The following is a 12854-nucleotide window of genomic DNA, read 5'->3' on the forward strand; positions in this document are numbered from 1 at the left end:
AGGGGCATGGAAAGCTGTCAGTGTGGCGAGATACGCCAGGGGAAGCGTAGCGAGACCGGACGGGTGATCTGGTTCGGGGGGTGGTTTCCGGTACCGCGGGTCGCGCCGCGGCTAACCGAGAGCCCTGATCTTCTCCGTGAGGGCGGGCCCCGGCTGCGGGGAATGCAGCACGTCCGCGACCACGCCGTCGGGCTGGACGAGGACCGCCGTCAGGCCCGGGGAACCGGGGGACGGCCTGTAGGTCCCGGCGAGGACTCCCCGGCCGTCCTCGATGATCTGGGGCGCGCCCGCGTGCGCCGCCCCGGCCAGCGCGCTGAGCTCCCGGCGGGTCCGGTCGGCGGGCGCGGCGTTCCCGCGGCGGTCGGCGGCCAGCCAGAGGTTCAGATGGAACTCCCTGGCCTCGCCGGCCAGCTTCGCCACCAGGTTCTCGCAGCCGCAGGAGGGCGGCACGATCCCGATCACACCGGGGCGCAGGTCGCGCAGCGCGACGGGAGTGCGCTCCTTGCCCACGAGGGCCACCTCGGCGTCGGGCAGGATGCCGCCGACCCGGCCGGGGGAGGCCGAGGGGTGCGGGGCGAGCAGCGTGCCGGTGGGACGCGGCGCGGGCCGGGGCCCGAACGCCGTCATCAGCCCGCCGCTGACCAGTGCGACCAGCAGCGCGCCGGTGATGATGGGGATGGCCAGCCCGTACCGGGTGAACGGGCGCAGCAGCCGGCCGACCCGGTCGCGCCGCCGCCTGCGCCGCTCCTCGCGGCGGTAGGCGAGCACGTCGCGGTCCAGCTCGCGGGCGTCATCGGGCACCACGACGTCGACTCTGGGGAGCCCGTAGTCATCGGGCTCGGGGTCGCCGTCTGGCCTCACGCCGCACCTCACTATCCTCGGAGCCGCCGAGTGCCGGCCGCCAAGCGTCCGTACGCCGCGCCGTACCCCTTTCGGATCTTCCGGGCGCTTCGTACCCGCGTGACCCGGCATGTTCACCTTCCAGTATGAGCCGCTTCCGCGGCATCGAAAGGGGGGACCCGCGAGGAGGTCGCGAGGTGCCGGGGCCGCGTGCGCGCCGCCCTCGTCACGGTGGTGTTCCGGCCGCGCCGACGCGGTCGGACAGGCCCGAGATGCACTGTCCCAAGGCTTTGTCAAGACCCCAATAAGGGGGTTGACCTGCGGATATGTCGCGAAGGTCGGTGCGGCCACCGCTCGGCCCGTGCTACCCTGGGTGTAGCGGAAGGGGTACTTGTCACATGACTTTCCAGGTCGGCGACACCGTCGTCTACCCCCACCACGGGGCTGCTCGGATCGAGGCCATCGAGACTCGCACCATCAAGGGTGAGGAAAAGACCTACCTGGTCTTGAAGGTCGACAAGGGCGACCTGACAGTGCAGGTTCCAGTCGAGAACGTCGAGGACGTGGGCGTTCGGGACGTCGTGGGCCAGGAGGGCCTGGAGAAGGTGTTCGAGGTGCTGCGGGCACCCTACACCGAGGAGCCGACCAACTGGTCGCGGCGTTACAAGGCGAATCTCGAGAAGCTCGCCTCCGGCGACGTCAACAAGGTCGCCGAGGTCGTTCGCGACCTGTGGCGGCGCGACAAGGAGCGCGGGCTGTCGGCGGGCGAGAAGCGGATGCTGGCCAAGGCCCGCCAGATACTGGTGAGCGAGCTCGCGCTGGCGGAGAAGACCAACGAGGACAAGGCCGAGGCCCTGCTCGACGAGATCCTCGCCAACTGAGTTGAGCGCCGGGCTGCCACGGGTGGGCGTCGGAGTCGACGTCCACCCGTTCGTACGCGATGAAGAGGGCCCGCGCCCGCTCTGGGTCGCCGGCCTGCTCTGGCCCGGTGAGGGCCAGGGGCTGTCGGGCCACTCCGACGGCGACGTGGCGGCGCACGCCGCCTGTGACGCGCTCCTGTCGGCCTGCGGGCTGGGCGACCTGGGCGCGGTCTTCGGCACCGACGACCCGCGCTGGCACGGCGCCGGCGGTGTCGTCCTGCTCGCCGAGGTGGCCCGCCTGGTCGCCGAGTCCGGCCACGTGATCGGCAACGTGGCGATCCAGGTGATCGGCAACCGCCCCAAGATCGGCAAGCGCCGGGCCGAGGCCGAGAAGGTCCTCGGCGAGGCCCTGGGCGGCGCGAGCGTCAGCCTCTCGGCCACCACCACCGACGGCCTCGGCCTCACCGGCCGCGGCGAGGGACTCGCCGCCGTCGCCAACGCCCTGGTCGCCCCCCGCGCCTGACACGCGCCCGCACCACGTTCCCCACCGCCGCGAGCCGGCGGGCCGTCCACCGGCCCGCCGGACTCCGCCCAGGCAGGCCCCGTCCCGCCCTCCCGGTCACCGCACCCGCCCGTGCCCGTACGCACCCGTACGTGCATCCGTACGCATCCGTTCGCATCCGTTCGCACCCGTCCGGAACGCCTGCGGTCCGTGCGGGTGCGCAGGGGACGACGGCCTACTCGGCGGGAGGCGTGGGGGAGCTGCGGAGTGAGCCGGAGGGCGGGTCCCAGTCCCAGATCGGCAGGTCCTCGGAGGTGTCGATGCCGTCGGGGTCGGTGGACTCCGGTGATCCGCCCGCCTCGGCCCGCTGACGCTCGGCGGCCCCGGGCCGCTCGCCCCCCTCGCCCTCGTCCACGTCCCCGTCCACGCCCGTGGCCTGGGTCTCGTCCTGGGGCTCCTCCGGGCCCTCGTCCTGCTCGCGGGGGCGACGCGGCTCGGGAACGGCGTCCAGGGTGACCGGCATGATCATGTCGGGCAGGGTGGTGCTCGCCTTGCCCAGGTCCGGGGGAACGGCCCCGCTGCCCGGGGCCCCGCTGCCCGGGGCCCCGCTCTCCGGGGAACGGGCGACCTCGACATCGGACGGCAGCAGCGCGAGCGGGGGCGGCGCGGGCTTGGACGGGACGGCCCCGGTCGCGTCCTCCTCCACGCCCGCCGCCGCGTCCGCCGCGTCCGCGGGGCGCTCCGAGGCGTGAGCGGGACCGGTGGTGGACGGCGCGGGCCCGGAGCGGGGACGGAGATGCCGGATCATGCGCAGCCACAGCCAGACGGCGATGACGAGCATGACGTGCGGGGCCACGGCGACGCCCGCCCGCACGGGGGTCTCGGGCAGGGGGCCGAAGCCCCACAGCGCGTGCTGGACGGCGATGGCGGCGGTCCCGGTGAGCAGCAGCAGGAGCAGGGCGCCCCGGAGCCAGCGCGACCACCAGCGCGCGTTCCGGGCCACCACCAGCGACAGGATCGTCATCACCACGAGCGCGTCGGCCATCACCGGGTAGGCAGGGGCCCAGCGCCGTCCCGCCCCGCCCGCCACGGCGAGATCGCGCAGCAGGTCGTAGGTCAGGACGAACGCGCCGCCCGCCAGGACGGCGACGACCAGTCCGGCGGCCACGGCGGGCAGGCGGCGCCGGGCCGGGCGGCTCTCGGGCGGGGCTTGGGGGACTGGGGGCATCGCAGGCTCGTCTCCGGGGGCTCGCGAGGGTCTTCAGGGAAGTTAACCAGCCGCATGGGCCGATCCCGTGTCATCGCCATGCCCGGGAGTCGCGGTTCCGGCACGGGGCGGCACGATCCGGCCACCGTTGTTCGGAGCAGCGGAGAACGCGCTAGCGTCATACGATTTCTCCCTCCAGCCAACCGAGAGTCGGGTAGTCGCAACTTCCATGTCATTTCCCCCCTCTGTCCTGGACCGGGCGGCCGATCGCGATCTCGGGGACCCCGTCCGGGCCTTCGACGGACGGGCCGGCCTGAGACGCGCCCTCGTGTGGGCGGGACTGTCCGTCCTGGCCGGGCTGGCGCTCCTCGCCACGCTCGCGGGCTCCCTGGCCGCGGGACGGGCGGAGCCGGCCCTGGCGGCGGCGATCCTCACGATCGCCTATCTCGCCGCCGCGCCCCGGGTCGTCGAGGCCATCGGGGGCAGGCCGTCGGAGCTGCGGGCCAGGAACACGGCCGTGTACCTGTTCACCGGCGGGTTCGTCCTGGAGACGGGCCGTGAGACCGCCGTGCACCCGTGGGACGAGCTGGTCTCGGTGACCGCGTCCGGGGTACGGCACGCGGCGCAGGGGCGGACCCGTTACCGGTTCCTGGTCGGCACCGTGGACGGGCGGGAGATCCGGCTGGGCGACGAGCTGCCCGACGTCCGGGAACTGGGCGAACGGGTCGCCGCCGAGGTGACCCGCCGGGTCCTGCCGGCGCAGCTGGCGCGCGTCCGGGCCGGCGAGCCCGTACGGGTGGGGCCGTTCACCGTGGACGCGGACGGTGTCGCGAAGGAGGGCGAGCGCGTCCCCTGGCCCGCGGTGGGCGAGGTCGGCGCCGACAACGGCGTGGTCTACGTCCATTCCCGCGACGAGCTGCGGTCCCTGACCGCGATCGCGGCCCGGATGCCCAACGCGGTGGCCTTCGTCCAGCTGTGCCACCGTCTGGCGGCCGGCGACCGCGAGGAGAGCCGCGGGCACTGAGGCCCCGGGCACCGAGGCACTGAGGCCGCGGGCACCGAGGCACTGAGGCCGCGGGCACCGAGGCCCTGGGGGCTCGGCACGGAGGCCCTGGGGGCGCGGGCACCGAGTTGGTGCCGAGTACGCCGCGCGGGTGCCCGGGGATCCAATAACCTGGGCCTGTGAGCCTGCGCCTTTACGACACCAGCACCCGTACGGTCCGTGCGTTCGAGCCCCTGGAAGAGGGCCGCGTGGGGATGTACGTCTGTGGTGCGACGCCGCAGGCCGCCCCGCACATCGGCCATCTGCGCTCGGGCGTCGTCTACGACGTGCTGCTGCGCTGGCTGCGCCGGTCCGGGTACGAGGTGACCTTCGCCCGCAACGTCACCGACATCGACGACAAGATCATCGCGGTGTCGGAGGAACGGGGCGTGCCGTGGTTCGCCGTGGCCGAGGCCAACTACCGGGTCTTCACCCGCGGCTACGACGTGCTCGGCTGCCTGCCGCCCACGGTCGAGCCGCGCGCCACCGGGCACGTCCCGGAGATGATCGCGCTGATGCGGCGGCTGATCGAACGGGGGCACGCCTACGCCTCCGGCGGCGACGTGTACTTCGACGTGCGGTCCTGGGCCGAGCACTACGGCACGCTGTCCAACCAGCGCCTGGAGAACATGCGCTCGGCCGGTGACACCCCGAACGAGGACCTCAAGCGGGACCCGCTCGACTTCGCGCTGTGGAAGGGCGCCAAGCCGGGCGAGCCGTTCTGGGAGACGCCGTGGGGGGAGGGACGCCCCGGCTGGCACCTGGAGTGCTCGGCGATGTCGACCAAGTACCTCGGCTCGACGTTCGACATTCACGGCGGCGGCGTCGACCTGATCTTCCCCCACCACGAGAACGAGATCGCCCAGTCGCGCGCGGCCGGGGACGGGTTCGCCCGCTACTGGCTGCACAACGGCCTGCTCACGGTGGACGGCGAGAAGATGGCCAAGTCGGTCGGCAACGTCGTGGCGCTGCCCGACCTGCTCGGCAAGGCCCGTCCCGCCGAGATCCGCTACTACCTGGCCTCCGCGCACTACCGGTCGCTGATGGACTACACCGACGCGGCCCTGGCCGAGGCGGTCTCGGCCTACCAGCGCGTCGAGGGCTTCGCGGTCCGCGCCGCCGAGCTGGTCGGGACGGGCGGCGAGGCCGCCGCGCTCCCGGAGGCGTTCACCGCCGCGCTGGACGACGACCTCGGCGTCCCGCAGGCCCTGGCGGTCGTTCACGACGCCGTGCGCGAGGGCAACAGCGCCCTGGCGTCCGGCGACCGGGACGCGGTGCGGGAGCGGCTGGCCGCCGTCCGGGCGATGACCGGCGCGCTCGGCCTGGACCCGCTGTCGGAGCAGTGGTCGCGGGCCGGCGAGGACGACCTGCGCCCGGTGGTCGACGCCCTGGTCAAGGTGGCGCTGGAGCAGCGGCAGGCCGCCCGGGCCCGCAAGGACTACGCCGCCGCCGACGCCATCCGCGACGGGCTCACCGAGGCCGGGATCGTCGTCGAGGACACCCCGAACGGTCCGCGCTGGGAGCTCAAGCGAAGCTGAACGGCGCGCGTTCCACTTCGCACGCCGCCTAAAATCGGGTGTTCGGGGGCGTCCGCCGAGAGCCGCCCTGAGACGCAAGCGCGAGGGGCGTACCGAAGATGGCCAAGCACAAGGGGAAGGGTCCCACTCCCAAGGCCGAGGACCGGCACTGGCACGCCAAGCGGCAGCGGGCCCGCGCCGTCAAGAGCGCCAAGCGGACCGGCACCCCGACTGCGGGGCCGGGCGCCCGTCCCAAGGCGTCCGGCGCCGAGCCGGCGCGGCAGGGCCGTCCCGCGGGCGCGCGCCGCGCGACCGGTGAGACGCCCGAGCTGGTCACGGGCCGCAACCCGGTCGTGGAGGCGCTGCGGGCGGGGGTGCCCGGCACCACGCTGTACGTGACCTCCGGCACCGACGAGCGGATCCGCGAGTCCATCCAGATCGCCGCCGACCGCGGGATCCCGCTGCTGGAGACCGGCAAGAACGAGCTCGACCGGCTCACCGACGGCTCGGTCCACCAGGGCATCGCCCTGCAGGTCCGGCCCTACCGCTACGCCCACCCCGACGACCTGCTGAAGGGCACCGCCCCGCTGATCGTCGCGGTGGACGGCATCACCGACCCGCGCAACCTCGGCGCGATCGTGCGTTCCGCCGCCGCGTTCGGAGCGACCGGGGTGGTGGTGCCGGAGCGCCGCGCGGCCGGGGTCACCGCCGGTGCGTGGAAGGCGTCCGCGGGGACCCTCGCCTCGGTGCCGGTCGCGCAGGCCACCAACCTCTCCCGGCAGCTCAAGGCGTACCAGAAGGCGGGCTGCTTCGTCGCCGGGCTGGACGCCCGCGGCGGTGTGACGGTGGCCGACCTGGAGATCGCCTCGGGGCCGTTCGTCCTGGTCGTGGGCTCGGAGGGCAAGGGGCTCGGCCGGCTGGTCGCCGACACCTGCGACCTGCTCGTCACCATCCCGATGCCGGGCGCCGCCGAGTCGCTCAACGCCGGGGTCGCCGCCGGGATCGCGCTGTACGAGGTGGCCCGCCTCCGTTCCTGACCGTCAGGCCGCCGCGAGCGCCCCCGCGACGACCAGCGCGATGACCTTGACGCCTTCCAGGGCGACATAGCCGAGGTGCGCGCGGGACGGCTCGACCTCCTCGCCGGCGATGATCCGGGCCGCCCGCCGGTCCAGGCGGGGGCGGATCGCGGCGACCTGGACGAGCAGGCACACCACCGCAACGGCGACGGGGATCCAGGCCGCGCCGGTGTCCCGGCCGGTGCCCAGCGCGATCACCGCGATCGCGGCCAGCACGATCTCGGCGACGTTCAGGGCCCGGAACACCAGGCGTCCGATGCCCAGGCCGAGCGCCCGGGTGACGCCGGGCGCGCGGAACTTGAGCGGCGCCTCGACGAACGAGATGGCGATCACCATGCCGAACCAGGTGAACAGGGCGGCCGTGGCGAGTGCGGCCACGTCAGGACCCCTCCGGCAGGCCGCCCACCAGCGGCGTGTCCACGCCCAGGGGACCGGTCCGGGACGCTCCGCCGGGCGAGCCGAGGGGCTCGGACCGGCCGGGCAGCGTGCCGGTGAAGAACGCGGCGTTGTCGCCGGTGTAGGCGGCCCACTTCCCCGGCAGGTCGTCCTCGTAGTAGATGGCCTCCACCGGGCAGACCGGCTCGCACGCGCCGCAGTCGATGCACTCGTCCGGATGGATGTAGAGGGCGCGGCGCCCCTCGTAGATGCAGTCCACGGGGCACTCGTCCACGCACGCCCGGTCGAGGACGTCCACGCAGGGCTCCGCGATCACATACGTCATCGCCCCGCCCCCTTCCCGAGTCCTGGCGAGGATGGGGCTCCTTAAAGGATACGTACGGGGATGAGCGGCGCTCAGCCCCCGTCCGCCGCCGGGACTCCCTCGTCCGCGTCCATGAAGACGACGGGCACCTTGTTGTCCAGCACCACCCGGCTGAGCAGCTCCGCGAGCCTCTCACGGTCCTCGTCGCCCAGGCCCGCCGGCAACGCCTCGACCCGGCGGCACGTCTCGGCGTAGAACTCCTCCACCAGCTCGCGGCCCCGGGGCGTCAGCGCGACCCGGACCGCACGCCTGTCCCGCGGGTCGGGCTCGCGCCGTACGAACCCGCGCTGGGCGCACCGGTCCACGAGACCGGTGAGGCTCGACTTGGCCAGCCCCAGCGTCTCGCCCAGCTCCCTCATGCCGTACGGCTGCGGCATCAGCACGCAGAGGAGCTGCCCCTGCTGCGGGGTCAGGCCGTACTCCCGGCCGGCCTTGTCGTAGACGGCGCTCACCAGGAACGAGGAACGCACCAGCGCGGTCACGACCCCCATGCGCTCACCCGCGGCCTTGCCCATCCAGCCAGGGTACGGCAGGGCCGCCGCCCGGAACGGTCAGGCGTCCGGCCGCGCCTTCTTCGGGGGCCGGACCTTGTGCCAGACGGCGCGGACGTACCCGTTGACGCGCTCGCTGACCCGGCGGGCGGCGGGGAACTCCGTCCCCAGCAGGCCCAGCCCGGCGAGGATCGCCACCACGCCGGGCCCGGGCAGCACCATCATCACGATGCCCGCGAGGATCAGCGCGACCCCGGAGACGGCGACCGCGACCTTGCGCAACAGCTGGAGACGCGTCCGCGGCCGGACGTCCGGGGCGGGCACGACGTCGATCTCGGTCGAGGCGGGACGGGCGGGCGCGGTGGTGGTCACAGGGCCTCCTACTCGGTGGCGGTCATGAGCCTCACTGCGTCAGACGACCGGAACGTCCCCGGCGATCGAACCAGGCACTCGATGTGACCACCACCACAGGCCCCGAGAGTCGGGGGAACGGGTGCCGTCCGGAACGGCGCGCCGGCGTTCACGGACGCCGAGGAGGGGAGAGAGCCCCCGGCCGGGTTCGAACCGGCGACCTGCCGCTTACAAGGCGGCTGCTCTGGCCAGCTGAGCTACAGGGGCCTGCCGGCTCGCGCCGACGGCCTTCACAATACCGTTCGGCGGCGGCGTCGTGCGGCGCGGGCAGGAGCTCTGGACGGAGGTCGCCCGGCATGAGCTGGATCACAGGGGCGAGCGGATCGGGGCAGGTCGTGCCGGCGTGTCTGGAAAGCGCCGTGTCCGGAGCGTGCCCGCGTGCGCCGAGTGCCCGGGCCGGGTGATCGGCCCATGGCACAATATGGCTCCCGCCTCACGGGCGTGACGCGCGGGAAGTGGGGCCTGAGCCCCCCGGGGCCGGTCCGCTCGTTCTCGCGGGCCGGTGGGACCACGTCCGACGGCCGGGAGGAGGTGCGGTGGCGTGTCGCGTGCCCGTCATCGCCGCCCGGGGAGAGTGCTCCCCTCCGCAGCCGCCACGGCCACCGCGCTGACCCTCGCCGCCGCCGTCGCGGTGCCCGCCGCGCTCGCGCCGGGCGGGACGCCGTTCGCCGGGCGGCAGGCCGCGGGCAGCGCCGTCAAGCGTCCGGCGGCGGCGCCGGTCGACCAGATCCGCGCCCGCGAGTGGCACCTGGACGCGATGCGCGTCCCCCGTGCGTGGCGGTGGTCCAAGGGCCAGGGCGTCACCGTCGCGGTCCTCGACACCGGGGTGGACCGGCGGCATCCCGACCTGACCGGCCAGGTGATCGCCGGGCCGGACCTCACCGGCGGCTCGCGCCGTCCCGGCGGCCGGTACTGGGGCCTGCACGGCACCTCGATGGCCAGCATCATCGCCGGGCACGGCAACGGGCCCGGGCAGCAGCGCGGCGTCGTCGGCATCGCCCCCGAGAGCCGGATCCTGTCGGTCCGGGTGACCTGGGAGAACGACGACCCGCAGCGGAAGGACGGGGGCGCGGCGACCCGTAACCGGGACGCGGTGGCGCAGGGCATCCGGTACGCCGTCGACCACGGCGCCGACATCATCAACATGTCCCTGGGCGGCGGCCGGCTCTTCTACGACGGCAACTCCACCGAGGAGGCCGCGATCCGCTACGCGCTCGGCAAGGGCGTGGTGCTGACCGCGTCGGCCGGCAACGACGGCGCCGGCCCCAACCGCAACAACTTCCCCGCCGCCTACCGCGGGGTGATCGCCGTCGGCGCCCTCGACCGGCGGCTGCGGCTCTGGAAGGACAGCAACCGGCGCCCGTACGTCGCGGTGTGCGCGCCCGGCGTCGAGATCGTCAGCGCCGACTCCAGCAGCGGGTACGTCATCGGCACGGGCACCAGCCCGTCGTCGGCCATCGTCGCCGGGGTCGCCGCGCTGATCCGCGCCCGGCACCCCTCGCTGACGCCCGACGAGGTCAGGCAGGCCCTCGTCCAGGGCGCCGTCCCGGGGCGGCCGACCGGGTCGTCCACCTGCACGGGGCCGCTGGACGCGGTGCGGGCCCTCGCCGCCGCCGGGCGGATCGCCCGGACGGCGACCAGCGTGGACACCGACGCCGAGCCGGGCGGCGCGACCCAGCCGCCCGCGCCGTACTCGGAGACCCCCGAAGAGGAGGGGGGCATGCTGCTGGCCGCCGTCCTTGGCGGTGGCGGCGTGCTGGTGGTCACCGGGGTGTTCCTGGGGTGGCGTCAGCGCCGCAGGCCCGGGGAGGACGAGGAGTACGACGAGGACGGGGAGGTCGACTACGTGCTCGGGGCGGCGCGCCCGGCCGAGCCCGGCCACCACGGGTCTCCTCCGGTCGCCCCCGTCAACGCGCCGCTCTGGCAGAGCAACGAGGTCTATCCGGGCACGTCCCTCTCCGAGCCTCCGTCCCCGCGACAGGGGCGGCCCGTCCCCCGCGAGCCCGTCCCCCGCGAGCCCGTTCCCCGCGAGCTGCGTCCGTTCGTGCCGGAGGACCCGGTCGGCGAGGGGAACGGGGAGAACGGCCGTACCGTCAACGGAGCCCATGACTTCGGCGCGCTGAGCGGCCCGGCGGGGCCGTCCCCGGCGGGGCCGTCCCCGGCGGTGGGCCCGGTCCCTCCCGCCGAGAGGCTGACGCCTCGCCGCCTTCCGATGGACGAGCCGCCGCCCGCCCCGCCGGCCCCGGCCGTCCCGCCGGCCCCGCCCGTCCCGCCGGGCCCGGCCCGCCCTGAGCCAGCCCCGCCCCCGGTGGGTGACGGCGGGGAGTTCACGGGGCTCGACGATGAGGAGTGGGAGAGGTTCCGGCGGACGGCGCTCCAGGATCCCGTCCCCCTGGACGACGGTCCCTCCCCGCCCCCGCTGCGGAACGAGGCCCCTCCGCGCCGTCCCCGCGCGGACGACGGCGAGGACTACCGGCCGCCCTGGTGGTGAGGGCCGGGCCGTTCGCTACTCCGGCGGGCGTACCCGCGGAGCCTCCGGCCGGACGATGACGGCGCCCCGACCCGTCGCCGAGCATCGACTCATCCGATGACGAGGAGGTCGATGACGATGGTGTCGACACTGGCGGCACTGATCGGGCCGGCGGCCCACCCGGGGCCCTGGCAGGACGGCGGCCCGGCGGACGCGCCCGCGTGGTGGCCGGTGTTCCCGATCACGTTCGGGCTGTTCTGGCTGGCCGTCGCGGTGGGCGCGTTCTACCTGCTGCGGCGCAGGATGACGGCGAGCGCCGCCGCCGCGGCGGCCGCGGCCGATCCACTGAGCCGGGCACGGTCGGTCCTGGCCGAGCGCTTCGCCCGGGGGGAGATCGACGAGGACGAGTACCTCACCCGCCTGGCGGCCCTGAGCCACGGCGGGTGAGCCGGGGACGCCCGGGTCACTCCGTCCGGGCCTCCTCGAAGATCCTGTCCACGCTGTCCGGGTCCATCGGGGCCCGGACGGCCGCCTCGGCGAACCGGGTCAGCAGCCGGGCGAAGTCGGCGCGCTCGGCGGGTGTCCAGCCCGCCATCAGCTCGTCCAGGTAGGCCCGGCGGGACCGGTCGGCGACCCGCTTGACCCGGACGCCGGCCTCGGTGAGGCCGAGGTTGGCCCGGCGGGCGTCCACGGGCGAGGGCCGGCGCGACACCAGCCCCGCGTCGATCGCGTGGCCGACCAGCCGGCTCGCCGTGGACGGATCGATCTCCAGCCGGTCCGCGACCGCCCCGACGGTCACCTCGGCGTCGTCCCCTTCCGTGCCGAGCGCGGCGACGGCGTGCACCACCATCAGGTTGGAGAGCTGGAGCGGACGGCTCCCCGGGCCGGGGGAGGTCTGCGCCCGGATCCGCTTCATCAGGTCGGGCTTGGCCCAGATCCGGCGCAGATGGAACAGCGCGAGGGAGACATCGGACAGCACGGGATCCGAGAGCCGCCCGTCAGGTTCGGGAAGCTCCGCGGGCAGCGCTTCCGCCGAACCGTTCTCCCTGGTCATTGCCATGTTCTCCTGTCCGGCGCGCGGCCTGTGCCGGTGCCGCGAGGACGTTGACGCATGTACCCTGCATGCGTTTAACGAGGGGGGTTCCCCATCGGTTCCCGGTGAGCGGTCCCGGGAAACGGGCCCCCTCCGGGGAGGCCGGATTCCTTCCCCGGGGATCCGCCGGACGGCGCCGGGCGAGGCGCGTACCATGGCACCGGCCGAACCCGGACGACCCGGCACGAGTAACACCAGAGGGGATCTTATGCGTGACGTACGGACCCCGCTGCCGACCCCGCTGCCGGCCCCCTTCAGGACGGACGCATGAACGATGGCCCACCCCTGCCCCCTGTGACCGACGGCCCCGACGACGACGAAGCCTTCCCGGCCGACCTCCTCTCCGACCGCGACCGCCAGATCCTCGCCTTCGAGCGGCGGTGGTGGAAGTACGCCGGAGCCAAGGAGCAGGCGATCCGCGAGCTGTTCGACATGTCGGCGACGCGGTACTACCAGCTCCTCAACCTCCTCATCGACCGGCCCGAGGCGCTCGAGCACGACCCGATGCTGGTCAAGCGCCTGCGCCGGATGCGTTCGCAGCGGCAGCGGCAGCGCGCCGCGCGCCGGTTGGGCATCCGGCCGTGA

The 12854-nt window shown here is 74.5% G+C and carries 15 protein-coding genes and 1 tRNA gene; 8 read left to right on the forward strand and 8 right to left on the reverse strand.

Annotation, left to right across the window (positions count from 1 at the left end; genetic code table 11):
• Positions 1-111: 111 nt before the first annotated feature.
• The gene (locus tag IW256_RS37405) at positions 112-861 is read right to left on the reverse strand and encodes a hypothetical protein (protein ID WP_197015444.1); all 750 of its coding nucleotides are present in this window, start codon (positions 859-861) and stop codon (positions 112-114) included.
• A 377-nt stretch (positions 862-1238) separates the two neighbouring features.
• Between IW256_RS37405 and IW256_RS37410 the strand changes: the two genes are divergently transcribed.
• Positions 1239-1721: a CarD family transcriptional regulator gene (locus tag IW256_RS37410; RefSeq protein WP_197015445.1), complete on the forward strand. Its 483-nt coding sequence runs from the start codon at positions 1239-1241 to the stop codon at positions 1719-1721.
• Between the two features lie 22 nt (positions 1722-1743).
• A complete protein-coding gene (gene ispF, locus IW256_RS37415; RefSeq protein WP_197015446.1) occupies positions 1744-2223 on the forward strand; it encodes a 2-C-methyl-D-erythritol 2,4-cyclodiphosphate synthase in 480 nt (159 codons plus the stop codon).
• Between the two features lie 214 nt (positions 2224-2437).
• Here the strand turns inward: ispF and IW256_RS37420 are convergent, their stop codons facing one another.
• Positions 2438-3430, reverse strand: coding sequence for a DUF2637 domain-containing protein (locus IW256_RS37420; protein ID WP_197015447.1), 993 nt, complete (start codon positions 3428-3430; stop codon positions 2438-2440).
• 208 nt (positions 3431-3638) lie between these two features.
• Here IW256_RS37420 and IW256_RS37425 point away from each other — a divergent pair, with 208 nt between their 5' ends.
• The 3 genes from IW256_RS37425 to rlmB all read left to right on the forward strand — a co-directional run bounded on the left by IW256_RS37425 (position 3639) and on the right by rlmB (position 7005).
• Positions 3639-4433 carry a DUF6585 family protein gene (locus IW256_RS37425; protein WP_197015448.1) on the forward strand — a complete coding sequence of 265 codons (795 nt, stop codon included), beginning with the start codon at positions 3639-3641 and terminating at the stop codon, positions 4431-4433.
• A gap of 158 nt (positions 4434-4591) precedes the next feature.
• Positions 4592-5989 (forward strand): cysteine--tRNA ligase, encoded by a 1398-nt coding sequence (gene cysS, locus IW256_RS37430; RefSeq protein WP_197015449.1) that lies wholly within the window; start codon positions 4592-4594, stop codon positions 5987-5989.
• 98 nt (positions 5990-6087) lie between these two features.
• Positions 6088-7005, forward strand: coding sequence for a 23S rRNA (guanosine(2251)-2'-O)-methyltransferase RlmB (rlmB, locus tag IW256_RS37435; RefSeq protein ID WP_197015450.1), 918 nt, complete (start codon positions 6088-6090; stop codon positions 7003-7005).
• A 3-nt stretch (positions 7006-7008) separates the two neighbouring features.
• Here the strand turns inward: rlmB and IW256_RS37440 are convergent, their stop codons facing one another.
• From IW256_RS37440 to IW256_RS37460, 5 genes are all read right to left on the reverse strand, one after another.
• Complete coding sequence (locus tag IW256_RS37440; protein WP_307829320.1) at positions 7009-7422, reverse strand: DUF4149 domain-containing protein; 414 nt, start codon at positions 7420-7422, stop codon at positions 7009-7011.
• 1 nt (position 7423) lies between these two features.
• Positions 7424-7765: a ferredoxin gene (gene fdxA, locus IW256_RS37445; protein WP_197015451.1), complete on the reverse strand. Its 342-nt coding sequence runs from the start codon at positions 7763-7765 to the stop codon at positions 7424-7426.
• Positions 7766-7836: 71 nt separating this feature from the next.
• Complete coding sequence (locus IW256_RS37450) at positions 7837-8319, reverse strand: MarR family winged helix-turn-helix transcriptional regulator (protein ID WP_197015452.1); 483 nt, start codon at positions 8317-8319, stop codon at positions 7837-7839.
• 36 nt (positions 8320-8355) lie between these two features.
• Positions 8356-8667, reverse strand: coding sequence for a PGPGW domain-containing protein (locus IW256_RS37455; protein ID WP_307829321.1), 312 nt, complete (start codon positions 8665-8667; stop codon positions 8356-8358).
• Positions 8668-8839: 172 nt separating this feature from the next.
• Positions 8840-8913: transfer RNA gene (locus IW256_RS37460), tRNA-Thr, on the reverse strand.
• A gap of 367 nt (positions 8914-9280) precedes the next feature.
• On the opposite strand from IW256_RS37460, the gene IW256_RS37465 reads away from it, so the two are divergent.
• Both IW256_RS37465 and IW256_RS37470 read left to right on the forward strand, forming a co-directional pair.
• A complete protein-coding gene (locus IW256_RS37465; RefSeq protein WP_197015453.1) occupies positions 9281-11197 on the forward strand; it encodes a S8 family peptidase in 1917 nt (638 codons plus the stop codon).
• 117 nt (positions 11198-11314) lie between these two features.
• Complete coding sequence (locus tag IW256_RS37470; RefSeq protein WP_197015454.1) at positions 11315-11623, forward strand: SHOCT domain-containing protein; 309 nt, start codon at positions 11315-11317, stop codon at positions 11621-11623.
• A 16-nt stretch (positions 11624-11639) separates the two neighbouring features.
• Here IW256_RS37470 and IW256_RS37475 read toward each other — a convergent pair whose 3' ends face one another.
• Positions 11640-12230, reverse strand: coding sequence for a MarR family winged helix-turn-helix transcriptional regulator (locus tag IW256_RS37475; RefSeq protein ID WP_197015455.1), 591 nt, complete (start codon positions 12228-12230; stop codon positions 11640-11642).
• A 306-nt stretch (positions 12231-12536) separates the two neighbouring features.
• On the opposite strand from IW256_RS37475, the gene IW256_RS37480 reads away from it, so the two are divergent.
• On the forward strand, positions 12537-12854 hold the full coding sequence (locus IW256_RS37480; RefSeq protein WP_197015456.1) for a DUF3263 domain-containing protein: 318 nt from the start codon (positions 12537-12539) through the stop codon (positions 12852-12854).

This window comes from Actinomadura viridis (assembly GCF_015751755.1).
Taxonomy (GTDB): Bacteria; Actinomycetota; Actinomycetes; order Streptosporangiales; family Streptosporangiaceae; genus Spirillospora; species Spirillospora viridis.

What these genes read in the sequence shown, in the direction of transcription:
- IW256_RS37470 (WP_197015454.1), top strand. Translation starts at nt 11,315, where the DNA reads ATGGTGTCGACACTGGCGGCACTGATCGGGCCGGCGGCCCACCCGGGG.
- fdxA (WP_197015451.1), bottom strand. Translation starts at nt 7,765, where the DNA reads ATGACGTATGTGATCGCGGAGCCCTGCGTGGACGTCCTCGACCGGGCG.
- rlmB (WP_197015450.1), top strand. Translation starts at nt 6,088, where the DNA reads ATGGCCAAGCACAAGGGGAAGGGTCCCACTCCCAAGGCCGAGGACCGG.
- IW256_RS37450 (WP_197015452.1), bottom strand. Translation starts at nt 8,319, where the DNA reads ATGGGCAAGGCCGCGGGTGAGCGCATGGGGGTCGTGACCGCGCTGGTG.
- IW256_RS37480 (WP_197015456.1), top strand. Translation starts at nt 12,537, where the DNA reads ATGAACGATGGCCCACCCCTGCCCCCTGTGACCGACGGCCCCGACGAC.
- IW256_RS37420 (WP_197015447.1), bottom strand. Translation starts at nt 3,430, where the DNA reads ATGCCCCCAGTCCCCCAAGCCCCGCCCGAGAGCCGCCCGGCCCGGCGC.
- IW256_RS37410 (WP_197015445.1), top strand. Translation starts at nt 1,239, where the DNA reads ATGACTTTCCAGGTCGGCGACACCGTCGTCTACCCCCACCACGGGGCT.
- IW256_RS37475 (WP_197015455.1), bottom strand. Translation starts at nt 12,230, where the DNA reads ATGACCAGGGAGAACGGTTCGGCGGAAGCGCTGCCCGCGGAGCTTCCC.
- IW256_RS37425 (WP_197015448.1), top strand. Translation starts at nt 3,639, where the DNA reads ATGTCATTTCCCCCCTCTGTCCTGGACCGGGCGGCCGATCGCGATCTC.